This window comes from Bacillus nitroreducens (genome assembly GCF_964021195.1).
Window position 1 is genome coordinate 1,571,277 of sequence record NZ_CAXHYI020000003.1, and the last position, 17,600, is coordinate 1,588,876.

12 protein-coding genes are annotated in these 17,600 nt (G+C 37.6%); 6 read left to right on the forward strand and 6 right to left on the reverse strand.

Going from position 1 to position 17,600, the window contains the following annotated elements; genetic code table 11:
* The first annotated feature begins 140 nt into the window (after nucleotides 1–140).
* Nucleotides 141–1,016, forward strand: a complete 876-nt coding sequence (gene galU, locus ACWPVE_RS11365; protein ID WP_453993389.1) for a UTP--glucose-1-phosphate uridylyltransferase GalU — start codon at nucleotides 141–143, stop codon at nucleotides 1,014–1,016.
* Between the two features lie 199 nt (nucleotides 1,017–1,215).
* Nucleotides 1,216–2,559 (forward strand): cell wall-binding repeat-containing protein, encoded by a 1,344-nt coding sequence (locus ACWPVE_RS11370; RefSeq protein WP_453993390.1) that lies wholly within the window; start codon nucleotides 1,216–1,218, stop codon nucleotides 2,557–2,559.
* 39 nt (nucleotides 2,560–2,598) lie between these two features.
* Here the strand turns inward: ACWPVE_RS11370 and ACWPVE_RS11375 are convergent, their stop codons facing one another.
* The 5 genes from ACWPVE_RS11375 to murJ form a co-directional block, all read right to left on the reverse strand.
* Nucleotides 2,599–4,767 (reverse strand): S8 family serine peptidase, encoded by a 2,169-nt coding sequence (locus tag ACWPVE_RS11375; protein WP_453993392.1) that lies wholly within the window; start codon nucleotides 4,765–4,767, stop codon nucleotides 2,599–2,601.
* Nucleotides 4,768–4,929: 162 nt separating this feature from the next.
* Nucleotides 4,930–5,772, reverse strand: a complete 843-nt coding sequence (locus tag ACWPVE_RS11380) for a GNAT family N-acetyltransferase (RefSeq protein WP_453993394.1) — start codon at nucleotides 5,770–5,772, stop codon at nucleotides 4,930–4,932.
* Complete coding sequence (locus ACWPVE_RS11385; protein WP_453993396.1) at nucleotides 5,769–7,241, reverse strand: O-antigen ligase family protein; 1,473 nt, start codon at nucleotides 7,239–7,241, stop codon at nucleotides 5,769–5,771. The genes ACWPVE_RS11380 and ACWPVE_RS11385 overlap by 4 nt, the downstream gene beginning before the upstream one ends.
* Before the next feature lie 18 nt (nucleotides 7,242–7,259).
* On the reverse strand, nucleotides 7,260–8,141 hold the full coding sequence (locus tag ACWPVE_RS11390; RefSeq protein ID WP_453993398.1) for a PIG-L deacetylase family protein: 882 nt from the start codon (nucleotides 8,139–8,141) through the stop codon (nucleotides 7,260–7,262).
* 4 nt (nucleotides 8,142–8,145) lie between these two features.
* Entirely contained in the window at nucleotides 8,146–9,654 is a 1,509-nt protein-coding gene (murJ, locus tag ACWPVE_RS11395; protein ID WP_453993400.1) for a murein biosynthesis integral membrane protein MurJ, read from the reverse strand.
* A gap of 260 nt (nucleotides 9,655–9,914) precedes the next feature.
* Here murJ and ACWPVE_RS11400 point away from each other — a divergent pair, with 260 nt between their 5' ends.
* Entirely contained in the window at nucleotides 9,915–12,008 is a 2,094-nt protein-coding gene (locus ACWPVE_RS11400; protein WP_453993402.1) for a cell wall-binding repeat-containing protein, read from the forward strand.
* A 57-nt stretch (nucleotides 12,009–12,065) separates the two neighbouring features.
* On the forward strand, nucleotides 12,066–12,761 hold the full coding sequence (locus ACWPVE_RS11405) for a hypothetical protein (RefSeq protein ID WP_453993404.1): 696 nt from the start codon (nucleotides 12,066–12,068) through the stop codon (nucleotides 12,759–12,761).
* A gap of 48 nt (nucleotides 12,762–12,809) precedes the next feature.
* On the opposite strand, the gene ACWPVE_RS11410 is transcribed toward ACWPVE_RS11405, so the two are convergent.
* Nucleotides 12,810–15,080 (reverse strand): SpoIID/LytB domain-containing protein, encoded by a 2,271-nt coding sequence (locus tag ACWPVE_RS11410; RefSeq protein WP_453993406.1) that lies wholly within the window; start codon nucleotides 15,078–15,080, stop codon nucleotides 12,810–12,812.
* Nucleotides 15,081–15,562: 482 nt separating this feature from the next.
* Between ACWPVE_RS11410 and ACWPVE_RS11415 the strand changes: the two genes are divergently transcribed.
* Nucleotides 15,563–16,843: a nucleotide sugar dehydrogenase gene (locus tag ACWPVE_RS11415; protein ID WP_453993408.1), complete on the forward strand. Its 1,281-nt coding sequence runs from the start codon at nucleotides 15,563–15,565 to the stop codon at nucleotides 16,841–16,843.
* Nucleotides 16,844–16,855: 12 nt separating this feature from the next.
* A complete protein-coding gene (locus ACWPVE_RS11420) occupies nucleotides 16,856–17,578 on the forward strand; it encodes a WecB/TagA/CpsF family glycosyltransferase (RefSeq protein WP_453993410.1) in 723 nt (240 codons plus the stop codon).
* Nucleotides 17,579–17,600 lie beyond the last annotated feature (22 nt).

Consider the following 17,600-nt stretch of genomic DNA (forward strand, 5'->3'; position numbering starts at 1 on the left):
AAGTCTATTAAGATTATAGTCACAACTTGTCGAATTCTCAACAGTAATAATCTACAATCAAATGAAAATAAAGGGAGTTGTCATGTTACTATAAAAATAGCAATAGTAATAAAAAGAAGGATCCTAAAAGGAGTGGTAACGTGAAAATTCGTAAGGTCATTATCCCAGCTGCTGGTTTAGGGACGAGGTTTTTACCAGCCACGAAGGCACAACCAAAAGAAATGCTTCCTATTGTGGATAAGCCTACAATCCAATACATTGTGGAAGAAGCGATTGCATCAGGAATAGAAGACATTATTATTGTTACTGGTCGTGGGAAACGCGCAATCGAGGATCACTTTGATAAATCCTATGAGTTGGAAGAAACATTGGCAAAGAGGAAGAAATGGGATGCACTTGAAGGGGTCCAACGTATTTCGAATATGGCCAACATTCATTACATTCGCCAAAAGGAACCTCTAGGACTTGGTCATGCAATATACTGTGCGAGACGTTTTATTGGGGATGAGCCTTTTGCTGTCATGCTTGGCGATGATATTATTCAGTCCACACAGGAACCTTGTATGAAACAACTCATGCATGTTTTTGAACGATACCGCTGTTCTGTTATTGCAGCTATGGAAGTGCCGAAGGAGTCTGTAACGAAATATGGAATCCTTGAAATTGGACCTCAAGTTGATCAAAAAGTCCTTCAGGTAAAGGGGTTAATCGAAAAGCCAGCGATTGAAGAAGCACCTTCAACCTATGCTATCATGGGGAGATACATTCTCCAGCCTGAAATCTTTGACATCCTTGAAACGTTGCCAACTGGTGCAGGAGGAGAAATTCAATTAACGGATGCGTTACAGAAGCTAAACGAAATTCAAGCCATACTCGCTTATGAATTTGAAGGAAAACGCTATGATGTAGGAGATAAGCTTGGGTTCATGAAAGCATCTATTGATGTAGCCCTTCAATATGATGATTTACGTGAGGAATTGATTACATATATGAAGAAAATAGTCGAAACTCGTTAATTGTTGGATGTGCTTCTACCCAGTTTGGTAGGGGCTTTTTTAGTGAACGAAATCCGACATTTCGTGACGTATTTTAGCTACAAAAAGTTCCAAAACTTCCCCTTTTGTTACATAATCTTAATATTACCGCCAATATCTGCATGTTAGAATGGTAGTATTCAAAAACGTTCGTATAGATAGAGAAGAAAGGGGAACAATCTTGCAATACATAAATCCTTATTTACGAAATCATTTCAAGTTGACATTCATCATATCCGCTCTGTTCATCGCGTTTATTTATCTTCCGTCACAAACAGAGGCTTCAGGGGTTAGCGTTGATCGAATTAAAGGTTCTGACCGGTATGCAACTGCTGTTCAGGTTTCACAAGAAGGGTGGGACACGGCGGAAACGGTTGTACTTGCAGTTGGGACAAACTTTCCCGATGCACTCGCTGGTACACCCCTTGCCTATTCGCTTAATTCTCCGATTCTATTAACTGCAGCTCATAAACTACCAGAAACCACAAAAAAAGAGCTTCAGAGATTAGGAGCAAAAAAAGTCATCTTACTAGGTGGAACAGGTAGCATTTCTGAATCGGTTGAGTCCGAACTACGAAGTCAACACTTACAGATTACTCGCATTAGTGGACAAAATCGCTATGAGACTTCAGCAGAAATTGCAAAAGCGATGAAGACAAAAGCGGATACTGCTGTAGTTGTATACGGTGGGAATTTCCCAGATAGTCTATCAATTGCTTCGTATGCAGCGAAGCAGGGATATCCCATTCTTTTAACAACACAAAACTCCATCCCCAATTCGATACAAGAAGTTTTAGGTTCATTTAAGAAAACGATTGTTGTGGGAGGAGAAAAGGCTGTGTCAGACAATGTGTTAACAGCATTACCAAATGCCAAGCGTGTATTTGGACAAAGTCGCTATGACACTTCAGCAACGATTATTGATACGTTTAATTTAACAATGGACAAGGCGTATCTTGCTACTGGAAAAGAATTTGCAGATGCTTTAGCGGGCTCCGTCCTTGCTGCTAAGAATAATTCAACCATCCTATTGGTGGATACGAACAAAGTGCCTGCAGCGATTGAAAATACCATTAAGAATCATACTATTAAGAAGCTAACTATCATCGGTGGAACCTCTGCCGTTTCTGATGCAGTTGTTCAACAGTTAACATTTAATAGATCCGACATCATAGCTGGTATCATTGAAACAGCAAAGTCATTACAAGGGGTGCCATACACATGGGGTGGTACTACAACGAAAGGCTTTGATTGCAGTGGGTATTTAAATTATGTATACGAAAAACACGGTATCTCATTACCACGTACAGTAGCTGATATATATAAGGCAGGTACTACGGTGAGTTCACCAGAAATTGGAGATATTGTTTTCTTTGAAACATACAAGGCTGGCCCCTCACATGCAGGCATTTATTTGGGGGATGGCAAGTTTATTCATGCAAGTTCATCTCAAGGTGTTACAATCACAGATTTATCAAGTAGTTATTTCAAACCAAGATATTTAGGAGTCAAACGAGTATTATAAGAAAAGGGGCGTCCACCGCGGGCAGCCCCTTTTTACATGTTATTTTACCTTCTTAGCAAATCTAATTTGATTTTCGTCTGTTGAAGTAGATTGATAGCCTCCATTTGGAGAATATACCTCCTTGTAAAAACGGTCAAATAGCTTTGCATCGAGGGACCATACTACTTCATTTGATACCGCTGCTTTTCCTCCTAAAATGGCCATATCAATGACATAAGGGACATTTTTAAGATTTGTATTGAGAAAGGCATTTGTTTCCTTTGGTATTCTAGTAGAATCCACAAGTAATAGGGGGTATCCAACTTTTGCCGAAACCGCTCCACCAGATAGGGCGTCAGGGAAGTTACGACCTGTTGCAATTAAGAAACCATTTGTATCATTAGAAGGAATAAAATGCTGCAGTACTTTCACATTGGTTTCATATCTTGTCTTTCCAGAGAGACGCTCTGGGTTTGGCAGTGATTGAAGCACTTTGTCAGACACCACACCAGTTCCACCAACCACATATGTCTTCTTGAATCTATATTTATCAAGGAATTCTTTCGTTTCCTGTGGGATTTTATCTTTCTCTACGAATACGATCGGCATTTGTAGACTAGCTGAAAAACTGGAAATCGATAATGCATCAGGAAAGCTTTTTCCATTTGCGATAATGACCGAACCATTTTGCTTCGCAATGTGCTCGTTAATGATGGAAGCTGTTTCATACCGATTATCACCTTTTAATCTTACCGTTCCATATCCGATCTTTTTTAACTCGTTTTCGACAGTCTGAGAGACTGCGACCGTTCCTCCCAAAATAATCACGTCAGTCGCGCCTAACTTCTTAATTGTATCAACTGTTGATGTATTCAATTTTGAAGGAAAGGTGAGTAAAATCGGTGTGTCTAGCTTATATGATAGCGCACCGGCTGATAAACTATCAGGGAATGATTGGTTGCTTGCAAGGATGACGAATTTACCTTTTTTGTTACCAAGCTTCTTTTCAGAAAGTGCACTCCATCCTGCTAACGCCATTTCATTTGATGTATCAACGGATGTTTTTCCATAAATTCTTGCAAAGGTATCATATAATTGCATGGCGCTCCAGGCATCGATGGCACCATTTTGATGGTATTGTGCTCCATTATAATCTGCACTTGTAAATTCCATTAGCCATCTTATTTGGTCATGTGTCAAATTTGGATATTGGCTTTTCATAAGACCAGCAAAGGAGGCAACCATGGGTGAAGCCATGCTCGTCCCACTTAGATATGCATATGGCATTGTGGAGTTCATACTCGTTGGTATCGTGCTGAATAAGTCTGTTCCAGGTGCTGCAATCGTTACCCAATTGCCATAGTTTGAATAATCGGCCAGTGAATTCGCTATAGTATCAATTGCCGCAACACTCAACACACTTGTTAAGGCAGCGGGATATTGTTGCACATTTGATCCATTATTGCCTGACGCCGCAACAACGACCACGCCTTTTTTGTAAGCATATTGAATGGCATCGTCAACGTACTGACTATAACGACCGCCTAGGCTTAAATTAATAATATGTGCTCCATTGTCAACAGCATAATAAATTCCTTCTGCAACATCAATCGTACTTGGTGCTTCATCTCCCACCTTGATCGGCATAATGGATACATTTTTGGCAATTGAAGCAACCCCAATTTTATTATTGGTTTGTGCTCCAGCTAAGCCAGCTACATGCGTTCCATGTCCATTTCGATCAGTTGGCTTAGAGCCAGGGGTAAGGGCATTGTAGGGTTTGACAATTTGATTTTTTAAATCGGGATGATTCATATCAATTCCTGAATCAATTACAGCAATCGTTATTTTTTTCTTCGGTGAATACAAATCCCAAGTGAGTGGAACATTCACATAATCAAAGTCGAACTTTTGATAGTCCCTGAAATATGGATCATTTACGGTCCCAAAGAAAGAATAATCGATTTCCTCCTCTACATACTCTACATTTGGTTTGTTCTCGTAGTGCTTCATTGTTTTGTGTAAATCCTCTTGCTGTACCTGTATAATCTCGACGTTGTTACTGTTTTGAGTAGATTGAGTGGAAAATTCATGGTTTTTGTATTTCACTACGACTCTCTTATTCTTAGTTTCTTCTTGTTTTGTTTCTGCAGATGATAGAATAGGAGCAATTAAAAGAGAGGATACAACAAGTGAAATAACGGCAACTGATTTGAGAAGTCGCTGCATTTAATAACTTCCTTCCTAGTTTAATGATGGTTCTAAATTCATAATTATGTTGGAAGATACTTAAATAGAAGTGCTTGTACAAAAAAGAAGCTCTACCAATCATAGTTGATAGAGCTTTTGTCAGGTACACTGGCTACCTGTCGAGTAATAACCTTTGTTCCGTTAAAAGGAGTCAACATCTGCTTGGGTTAAGTGCCAGCGTACATCGTTGTGTTCTTGTTTTACAACTAGTGGCATTGGGCTTTTAACATGGAAAAAGAATGATCCTTTTAGAATCTGATAGTACTCACTATCTTTTACCGCCCAACTGATAAGAAATCTCGTGTGAACTCGTTTTTTTACTTCTTTTATTACAGATTTCCTATTTGGTCCTACGACATCGAGTAAATGAGTTTTATTTCCTTCGAAACGAACCATTGCATAACCATTGCCTTCCGACTCATAGACATAATAGTTACGAGTCGGATGAAGGGCAAACCGCTGTTTAAGGAATTCAGAACTTCTCTTTACGTGAATCTCTTCTAATGGTGTATCGTACGTTGCTAATTTTTCAAGGTTTGCTTCTTTAATAGGAAGCCAGTTGTGCTTTCGACTAGGAAATAGTTTAGGTGATAACATGAGTGCAATATTGCCTAAGTCGATTGCTTTCCCATATTTGAGGAATGCTGCTTTTGCAATTTCTGCAGGAAATCCATACACATTTTGAATGTTTCGTTTTTCAAGTTCTTCGACCATGCGAAGTACAATTTGTTTATAGATTCCTTTTCCCTGATGGGCAGGGTGGACCATGATATCGACACGTTCTGCGATGTTTTGATCAAAGACGATACATGCAGCATGGCCCACAATTTCACCATTTTCTTCATAAACAACAATTATCGGATCACCGTTACCTAAGACTTTGAACTTCCATTCCCATTCATCTAAACTACGCTCTTTCTTAAATACAGCTTTAAATAAATGGTTAATTCCAATTTCATCATGTGGTTGATACAATCTAATCATTTTTCATTCTCCAATGAGTGGTGTAGGGAGCGTAATTCCTCACGAGAACGGATCGTTACGGCTAATAAGGTAAAGAAACATAATCCGAAGATATCAGCTTCCCAAAGGTTGTAGACAAGCCCCATAAAATAAGCGGCAAGGATAACACCGATCATCACCATCGAAAGTCTTTCTTCACGTCTCTTCCAAAACGTAACTAACATACTTAGTAAGAATACGGCAAAGGCAATTACACCAAGTGTTCCTGTTTGGACAATAATTTGGATGTATTGATTATCGGAATAAAATTGATAGCCAATTTCATATTCCTCATAAATAGGTGAAATCTGTCTTAAGGATGCAGAGTCCCCGAATGTCCCAAATCCAGTTCCGATGATTGGGTTATCTAGAAATACTTCAAATCCTTTTTTGACAATAAACAATCTTCCAGACCCTTGACTTGAAGTAATTGTATCATCACTGAACGTACTTCCAATTCGGTCGATAAAACCTGATTTACCTTCTTGGTCGTATTGCTGAATTTGTTTTACTTTTTCAGCACCAATATCACTTTTTTCAATTAATGCTGTTAACCCTGTTAAAGGTAGTACAACAAGAATGGTGGAGAGAACCGCTGTTTTGAGAAAGTCCTTTAAAATAAAATATCTCTTTGAAATAACGAGATACGTGATAAACATGACAGCAAAACCAATCCATGTACCACGAGAATAGGTTAAGATAATAATCGCAAACACAAACCAATTCAATACGGTAATAAGCTTAGAACTAAAAGCTGGAACATGGCGTTTGATATAGACGAAGAATAGGAATACAAATGATAAGTAAATGGACAAAACATTTGGATTTCCTAGCATGCCATAGATTCGAACTCGGTTCTTTGCAGATAGTGCCATCTGTTGCCAAACTTCTGGTAATAAGAATGTACGGATAAATAATTTTTCGGCAACTGCTTGAATGATAATCGCGATAACGGTCCAAATCGTAATCCATAGAACATTCTTTACGTCTTCTTTCGTAATGTTCATGCGTTTAACAATGTAGTATACAAGATACATCAGTAAAAAAGCACGAATTTGTAGGATTACGGTTATAATAGGCATTCCCGTAACAAAAAGTGAGGAAATGCTACCAATAATTAAAAATGCAAATAATCCATATTCAAACAATTTAAATTGGAATAAGCTTTTTAAATTTGAGCGTGCGTCCCAAATGGTCTTGAATAGGGCACCAAAGATAAGAAAATCTCCTATATATCGTAAACTTCCGACGTATTCAATGATGAATGGTCGTATCGGCATATAGAGGAATAACAATAATATGGCATTTTTTGGCCTGAAGAAGGCATAAATAAATAAAACAAGTCCAAGCACATACCCTAATATATTTACCTGCAAAGCAGTAATAATGAAAAATAATAAAAGTATGGCTAGCCAACTAAATTTATCTGAATGCTTTTGTATAAAATTCATGAAACCCCACCTAAAGACTTATTTGTTTTTTATTAAGTAGAACTCTTTCTTTTCCTTGTAATTCTGATAAATCGCCCATAATAACGTAATTGAACGATTGGCTTGTTTAAAAATATGATCAAAACGAGTGAGCTGGGCTTCTTTTAAATTTGTTGATTTTTTAATAAAAGAAGCAGGTGTTGAACGAATGAATCCTTCAACGGCATCTGTTGGATGGTTGGTAAGATTCGATTTAAGCTTTGCTAGTAGATGAAACCCATCAAAAGCAATCACCTGTGATTTAAAGGCCTTTGTCGCTTCAACTTTATCCTTATATTGTTCACTAATATCAATTAACATATTAATTTCCTGAGGTGGAAACGGACAGTTTATTTCATATTCAATGACAGCCTCTGGTTGGTGTTCGCTTACTTTTAGCCCGTCTGCAACGGCGTGTGCAGTGTGTACATGGTCCGTATGTGCATCAATAAAAGCCGTTGTAAAAATGAGATCTGGTTTTAACTCATCGATGATAGCTGAGAACTTCTCAGGAGATGCTTGCTTATACACTTCTCCGTCCTCATAATCAAGGTATCTAATCGAGGTAATCCCCAACAGATCCCGAATTGACTCAATTTCCGATTTACGCTGTGCAATGATAGCAGACTGATCAATAGGGCCATTGCTTTTAGCTCCGTTTGTCACAAATACAATGTGGATCTTTGCCTCAGATTTTTTTAAACGCATCATTGTGCCACCTAACCCAATGGTCTCATCATCAATATGAGGTGCAAACACAACAATCGTCTTACCTTGATCGATACTTGTGAGTGACATGCTTCCTTGATAGTGTTTAGCTAAGACCTTTTTGGTTATGGAGACTCCAACTGGTGATGCCAGTTTCATTAATAACTGTTTCATACTCTCATCCTTTGTTTACCCTTGATAAAAATAGACTTACAGATTGCCCTTTGAATAATAATAGTAACATTCCATACACAATGGCACCGACAGTTGCTGTCACAACGAGGTACACGAGGATTGGAAGATTAGTTGTAAATGGTTCAACAATCCATAGAATTCCGATCATCCCCATTACTGCACCGATTACTTTTAAAGCTTCGATGGTGAGAACCTTCCAATTAAAGGGTGCTTCAATTCGTTGAAAAACAATGAGATTTAAGACAAAATATACAAATGCCATAACGGATGAAGCAAGTGGAATACCTATATGTGAATCAAGCCAAGTGATGAACAGAAAGTTTAACCCAATATTTAATAAGATTGAAAATAAACTGATTCGTAAAATCACATGCCCTTTGTTTCTTGAATAAAAAGCCTTGTTAATTGTATTCTGTAAACTAAAAAATAAAACAGATCCTACATAGAGGTACGCGACTAATACTGTTGCTTCTGTCGCATTTTGTGTAAATTGTCCTCTTTGATAGGCTAATGTAATAATTTCTGTCATCAACCACATCATTCCCACAATAGCAGGAAGAAGGATAGAGAGTGTAAGAATCAGTCCTTTTTCAATCGCAGACCTAAAGTCATCGACCTTATTTTGAGCCACAGCCTTCGCTAAAATTGGGAAAATGATAGTCCCAATTGTGACCCCGATAATTGCCTGTGGGAAGTGTGTAATATTCTTTGCATAGTTAATATAGGTAACAGCCTCAGGTGAGAGGCTCCCAGCAAAAATATTATCAATAAATAGGTTAACTTGTCCAACCATTACAGTAATCGCAACTGGTATAAAGATCATGAAGAAAGCTTTATTTTCCTTCCAATCAATCGGTCCTATTAATGTGTGTGATTTCTTTGGTACAAAGAATAATTTTTTCACGATAAACGACAGAATCGTTCCGAAGGTATATCCGTACGCAAAGGAATATACACCTATCTTTTCTGCAAATAAAAGGGCTGCAATAATGGACGAGCCCATGACAAGAATTTGAGAAACAACGGATAATGCAAAACGGTTTTCTGCATCTAAATAAGCTTCATAGACGGCATTTGCTGAGACAAATAAAACGGCTATAAAGAAAATAATGGATGATGTCTTTGCAATTTCCAGTGTTCCAGAAGTAAAGTCAGGAAAGATAAGTGGCATAAAAAAAGGAGTCGCCACTATCCCAATGACAGATATCACAAATCCGATGGTTATGGTACCCCGTAATACCTGTGAGAAATGGTGATGACTCTCACCACGTTCACTTGATTGGATATAGCTAGGAACAAAGGCATTTTTCATGCCAGTTGTAAAAAACAGTATAAACATATTTGGGATTATGAATGCTACTAAGTATGCTGCAGCCTCAGGTGAATCACCAAAATAATTCGCTAAAATCATATCACGTAAAAGCCCCGAAGCCTTTAAAAACAAGGAGGCTACCACTAATAATAGACTTGCTATCGCTAATTTCTTTTTCAATTTTCAAACCTCATCTCTATTTGTTAGAGTGGGTATAGTTTACCACAAAAGTAGGGTTTTCTCACCAGAAATTGACACAAAGCAACATAAATGTAAAATACGTAATTTCTGAATAGTAGTTCTTAAGGCGTAGGTATATATTGCTAATTATAATCTTCGTTATTCTTTTATTGAAATTTTTATAGTCTTATAGAGATACCAAATAATAGGTGTTATAATGTAGAATGTTGACGAAATAAGAATAAATATGGGGGTAGACGATGAAGATTAAGTATTTGGGATTCATCTTTTTGTTGTTTGGGGTGTTTTTATTCACTGCTCCAAATAATAGTTTTGCAGAAAAGGTTTTAGTCGTTGACCCTGGACATGGTGGAAGATATGGAGGAACATGTGGATTTTCTGGAAATACAACAGGTATTTGTGAGAAGGATGTGAATCTGCAAGTAGCGCTTAAACTTCGAGAAGTATTGAAAAATAGCGATATTACAGTTCACTTGACACGCACAAAGGATGTTCATTTTTCACCTTATCTACAAAATGCAGGTGGAGATATGGATCTAAGAATGAAAAATGCAAATGGATTTGTCAGAGGGAATAATGACAATAGTCTGTTTGTGTCGATTCATCACAATGCTGCAGCAAGTCCTTATGTAACGGGTTTAGAAACCTACTATTATGATGGGAAAAATCATTACAGTAAGCAATATCCTCCCGATCCTATGCAACTTCAGTATTTAAATGAAAGTAAACGTTTTGCAGAAGAGGTTCATCCACGTCTAGTATCAAACCTAAAACGCCCAGACCGAAAAATACATAATCATATGAGTTTTTATGTGCTTCGAAATGCACAAATGCCAGCTATTCTGGTAGAGTTAGGCTTTATGACAAATAAGCAGGAAGAGTCATTAATAAAATCTGCATCCTATCAGCAAAAAGCCGCTGAAGCAATTGCAGAAGGTGTTAAGCAGTATTTTAAAGTTTTTGAGGTGTACTCAGTCGAAACTGATAAAAAACTAGGAACTTTTGAATCGAAAGATGCTGCACTTGCGTTTGCCAATAAACAGACTCAAGTGGTACGAGTCTTTGATAAAGATAAGCAAACGGATATTTACATAACAAATAATTTTGAAGTTTATCACAAAAGTACTGGACTGTTAGGTAAGTTTGCAACCGCAGAAAGTGCAATTAGTTATGCGAAAAAATGGAAAAACACAAGAGTAACGTCAGTAGAGAACGATTGGACCATTTGGTCAAATTATGTTACTGCTGATTATGAACTTTATGTAGGAAATAATTTACAGGATCGTTATTTCGATTATTCCTATGCATTAGCTCAAGCTTCAAACAAAACAAATGCAAGAATTGTTAAAAAGTCAACTGGAGATGTTCTTTGGAGTAACCAACCAAATCAAAAGGTCACTAGAACGATTACAACGAATCGAATCTCTGGAAAAGACAGGGTGTTAACAGCCGTTGCTATATCAAAACAACTATATCCGAATGGTTTTCCAGCAAATAAAGAAAATAAAACAGTCATCCTTGCAACAGCACATGATTTTGCAGATGCACTCTCGGCTGGTCCTTTGGCGAAAGTATATGATAAAGCTCCAATTTTGCTTACGCGAAAAGATAAATTGGATACAGATGTCAAAGAAGAACTTATTCGTCTTGGAGCAAAAAAGGTTGTTATTCTAGGAGGAAAAGAAGCTGTTTCTGTACAGGTTCAGGACACGCTTAAAAAACTAAACCTTGAAACAACACGTATTGAAGGAAAAACGAGATACGACACAAACCAAGCGATTATCAAACAATTAGGTAATGTCAATGGTGTATTTGTAGCATCAGGTACAAGCTTTGCAGATGCGCTTTCGGTAGCTCCAATTGCTGCAAAAGAAGGTTGGGCAATTGCTTTAAGTAAGCGGGATGACCTGACGAAACAGACAGCGCAGCTACTTAATGGAAAAGATGTTGCGCTTGTAGGTGGTACGGCCGTTCTCTCAACTGAGCTTGAGAAACAAGTTAAAGCTCAAGGAGTTACGAAGTTCATTCGATTATCAGGTGAGACACGTTATGATACACTAGCAAGTGTATTGTGGTATTTTAAAGATAGTCTTGCATCAACTACAATTAATCTTGCAACAGGTGTTAATTATCCAGATGCATTAACGGCATCTCCACTATCAATTGGAACGAATGCACCGCTTATTCTAATTAATGGAGACATACCAAAGAGTATTGAATCATTCCTATTGGAATACAAGTCAATCAATCAGATTGATCAAATCAACGTTATTGGCGGAACTGGGGCAGTAGAAACCACCGTTATTGAATCCATTAAGAACGTGGTACGTTAATGAAAAGAAAAGACTCGATAGCCCTATTATCGAGTCTTTTTTAAGAGGAGTGTTAAAATGAAAAAGATTGTTACTTTCCTATTTGTTTTGACTATTGCATTTGTCATTACGGCATGTGGAACAAGTCAGGAAGCTCAAGAAAAATCAAACCAAGGTACGACTGAGAATCAAGTTATTGAAGAAACACCAGAACAACCGGAAACTCCTGTCCAAGAAGAAGAAGGAGAGGTAGATTCGGAAGAAGAAAAAGCAGCTAAAGGATTTTTGGTCTATCGTCCTGAAGTTGGGGCTAAGAAAACATTTACTGATGATGGCGAAGTAATGTTCTCTGAAGAAGTAATTGCAGCAAATGATGAATATGTTCAAATTGCAATTGACCTAGGTGGTAATAAGACGATTCAAATATATCGTTGGACAGAAGATGAAATTGCACTTGTATTAGAAGAACGTGAAGGATTAGATCCACTAGTAAATCAGTTGAACTCTTTCACTCCAATGGAAGAGCCAGATGTATTACTTTCATCGAACGGAAATGCTGATTGGAAGGTTCTTGAATCAGGCGTAGACATTCAAGTCCCTTATGGTTCTTTTCAGGAAGTATATGTACTGCAAAAGGTAACCGATGAAGTTGAAGGGGCTGATACAATCTATACGAGGTATTTTGCACCGTCAGTGGGACTAGTAAAAGATGGGTTTGAGTTAACTGGTGAAGGTGGATACAAAGGCGAAGCAAGCTTAGAAACGGTTGAATAATGTGAAAAGAGTAGAAAAGGTTGATGCCTTTTCTACTCTTTTTTACTCTTATTTACCAAGAGTTGTCCCAGGATAGTAGAATTCTAGAATTTTATTATATTTAATTCCATCTCTGCCCATTTGGTCAGCGCCATATTGACTCATTCCTATGCCATGGCCCCATCCACCACCGTGAACAACAAACTTGTCTTTCGTAATTTCGATTTTCTCCACATTCACACTTCTCATATGGGTAGAACCAATAATAGACCTAATATTATAAGCCCTTTGGGAGAAAATGAGGGTATGTTCTTTAATTTCCCCATTTTCCATCACGAAAGTGTTAGTACCAGATTTGTCCTTAAGGAAATATTTAACAACCACTTTTCCGTTAATTCTTTCGTTTTCTTTGTATGATGTGTCAATTGAAACATCGGTGACTTCAGAAATTTTAATCTCATATTTATCTTTATCGTGTCGATTGGTATACATCCAGTTTTTGATATTTTCCATAATGGCTTGGTCTTTTTCGGAAACGGAATTCCACCAATCTTCAGGTTTTGTTAAATCTTTTCCATCCATATTAAACTGAACTTTATTTAGAGAGAAAGACCATTTTCTATATGGATTTCTTGTGTTTTTTAAATCATACGGGTCATTCTTTAGTTTTAAATATGGAAATTCGTTATTATCTGACCCATATACATTTGTATTGGAAAGGATTTTTCCTCCGTTACTTGAAGAGTATAAAGCATCAATAAGCTTTCCATTGTGTCGTAAGACTTGACCTGCTGTTTCATCAACCGCATTGTTTGAATTCACATATAAAGAAGGAAGGTCCTTCCACACATATCCTCCATATACGTGAGAACCAGTCGTATCATCTAAGCTTGTGGCTCTAACTGCAAATGTTCTTGCTGCCACTGCTAACGCCTTTAAGGCTTCTTTGTTCCATGAAGCTGGCATTTCTTCAGGTACAACACCTTTTAGGTATGTCTCTAAAGGTAGTGTATTATATGGTCGTACATACCCATTTTCAATTGTAAACTTCATGTCGTTGAAATAGGATCTACTCTGGTTAACGTTGTTGGCGTTCTTCCATGTTAATGTAACATAGTGATTTGAAGTGTCACCAGCAATCGCTTTGTTTATATCCTTTTTGGCCCCTTGACCAATCGCTCCATCTCCACCTAAATAATAGACAAAAGGAACACCGGTTGAAGATACCCATTTTTGAGACTCAGCAGGTAGAGATTCTTTTTTAGTTAATATAACAGGAGCATTCTTTCCAGCAGCTAATACAGCTCCAGGTAATGCATCGATAAATACTTGCCCTTGTGCAAAAAATAGATTGCTTTTGTCAAATGAGAACTTTTTGGCGATTGCTACACTTGTTTTATAACGGTCGTCACCTCTAACCCTTTGAGGGGAAGTTACACCTAGATTTTTTAGCTCTTTTTCGACATTCGTAGACACGGCTATTGTTCCACCAATAATCGTTGCTTTTTTAATAGAGTTTGCTTTTATAAATTCTTTTACACTGGTATCAAGCTTAGTAGACCTTGTTAATAGGATTGGAATTTGCTTACTTGCCGCGTAGGAAGCAATGGAAAGAGCATCAGGAGAATTTGCATCTCCACTTGTGATAAAGACTTCCTTGGGAGTTGTAATCTTCTCTGCGATAGAAACTGAGGTTGAATAACGGTCAGTTCCATTTATTCGTGTCACCTTATAACTTTTTCGTAGCTGGTCTTCAACAGCTTTTGAAATAGCACCAGTGCCTCCAAGGAGATAAACAGTTTCAGGGTTTAGAGACTTTATTTGGTTTAAGACTAAATCTGGAACTTCATCTGGTAATGTTAATAAAAGGGGTGCTTTAACCTTTTGCGCAAAAACACTTCCTGATAATGCATCAAGAGGGATATCGCCACGACCAAGCACGACTGCATTCGATTTACTCCAGCCTTCTTTTGCAATAGCTGCACTTGTTTCATAGCGGTTTTTTCCAGATAATGTTTTAGAAGAAAAACGGACTGGCGTAATTGAGAATGAATTTGCATTTCTTACTAGGTTTTGATTACCTTTTGAAAGGGTTAACTTTCCTCCATCCATTTTAACTGTGTAATTTTCTCCTGAAGTAAGGGTGATTTTATTATTGTCTTGAAGTTGATACGTTCCTGAGACATTTACCTTTACTTCTTTTTGGTTTTTTATGAAGTTTTTTAGTTTTACAGTTATTGGTTCGTTATCAACTGCTTGAACAGTGTTTGGCGTAGTAAGCCCAAGACTTGAAACAACCAGTGAAGCGGTTAGCAACGGTACGACGAGCAATTTCTTCAATTTTCTACCTCCTACAACAATATTATTCCATAATCATACAAAACTCTCTTTCATTCTACAATAGTTTCATAGACTATTTACAAGAAAATAGCTAGTTTTGGATGCTCTGAGCACCAAAGTAGTATGCATGAAAAATATCCAGTGAGGCAAAATATAACAGGGAAAACTCTGAATATAGCAAATGATTCAAAATATTATCAAGAGATGACATTTGTATTAAAAATAAACAATCTTTTAGCAGTGATAATATTTTTTGTTATAATATCCATTAGGTTTAACTGATTTTAGAATATATTCCTTTAACTTTTATAGGGACAAATACCAATCTTTGTGGACTCAAGCTTTGGCTGTTATGATGGTATCAGACTACTTACTACATAGTGGGGTCTACATGTCTCACTTCTTATAGGTCTATTGGACCGTGGGTATGCCAAGGTACATTATTGTGTGAAACGATGATCCGAACTAAAGGAGTTTTATAAATGGAAAGAGTATGTGTTGTAGGATTGGGCTATATTGGCCTTCCAACTGCTGTTATGTTCGCGAACCATGGTTTTTCCGTTCATGGTGTAGATATCAATGAAAAAGCAGTTAACATGATAAATGAAAAAAAGTTGCATATTGAGGAACCTGGTTTGCAGGAAAGGTTGGATCAAGCAGTTGATAGTGGTCAATTTCAAGCATCCACTACTCCTGTTGAAGCTGATGTGTTTATCATTGCTGTTCCATCTCCAATTAACCCAGATAAAACAGCGAATATGGAATATATTCGTGAGGCGACTAAATCGATTTTACCATTTGTAAGAAAGGGTAATCTCATTGTTTTAGAATCAACGGTACCACCACGTACTGTGGAAGATGTTATGTTACCTATATTAAAGGAAACAAATCTTAAAATTGGAACAGAACTCTATGTTTCACATTCTCCAGAACGTGTGATTCCTGGCCGAGTCTTTACAGAGTTAGTCAATAATGATCGAATTGTCGGTGGCATTAATGAAGAATCAAGTAAGCTTACGAAGCGATTATATGAAACCTTTGTAAAAGGGACAATTCATCTTACAGACGCAACTACAGCCGAATTGGTGAAGGTGATTGAGAATACGTATCGTGACGTGAACATCGCATTTGCGAACGAACTAGCGAAAATTAGTGATAAAATAGGTGTGAACGTTTGGGAAGCCATTAGCCTTGCAAACCATCACCCACGTGTGAATATTCATACTCCTGGACCTGGAGTGGGCGGGCATTGCATTGCAGTAGATCCTTGGTTCCTGGTCGGATTAGAACCGGAGTTAGCAAATATTGTACATTTATCTAGGCAAACAAATGATAGTATGCCAAAGTTCACGGCAAATAAGGCGAAAGAAATTTTAGAAAATGCGGGCATTCAATACCCGCGAGTTGCGGTTTTAGGACTTGCGTTTAAAGGGAATATTGACGACATGAGAGAAAGTCCATCACTAGAAGTGATTCACCATCTAGAAGAACTCGGACTAGACTATGCCGCTTATGATCCTCATATTAAAGAAACTAAGTTAACAAAACAAACACTTTCGCTTGAAGAAGCAGTAGATAAGGCAGATCTAATCCTTATCTTAACAGACCACACTGCCTTCAAAGAGCTTCAACCACAGGTTGTTGCTGATCAAATGAGAACAAAGATGATTTTAGATACAAAAAATTGCATTGATCGGAAATTATGGATCAAACATGGCTTTGATGCATTTGCTTTAGGTGATTCTAAAAATGAAAAGTCATAAAAGGTGAGAGAAATGAAAGAAACAATACTTGGAATTAATGTAAGTGTGGATTCGTATTCTGGGCTCATTTCCAAAATAATGGAAGATATTGACCGAAAGCGAAAATCTTTAATCGTAGCCATAAACCCTGAAAAAATTATGAAGGCCCAAAAGGATCAAGATTTACGTGCCTTGTTGAATTCTGCTGCCTATCAAATTCCTGATGGAGTTGGAGTCATCATTGCATCAAAATTAAAAAAAGGTTCCATACGCAAACGTATTACTGGTATCGACATGATGCTCAGGCTTTGCGAAGCGGCTAGGGACCATCATAAAAAAGTATTCCTATATGGGGCAAAACCTGGAGTTGCCGAAAAGGCAAAGCAAGAATTAGAAGTGATGTACCCTGGAATTCAGATCGTAGGAACGATGGACGGTTATCAGAAGGACCAGGACGTTGTCAAAAATGCAATCAATCAATCTCATGCAGAGATTTTGTTTGTGGCAATGGGAAGTCCTGCACAAGAAAATTGGATCATTGCTAATATGAATGACATCTGTCCAAGCATTTATCAAGGTGTCGGTGGTTCATTTGACGTCATATCGGGTAATGTGAAACGTGCGCCAAAAGGTTTCCAATCACTTGGTCTTGAGTGGTTCTATCGATTAATAAAAGAACCTTGGCGCTTGAAAAGGCAATTAATCCTTCCCGTGTTTTTAGTAAGAGCTTTACGTGATAAAGTAGGGACTACATAAGAAGAGAAGGCTGGCAGTATGT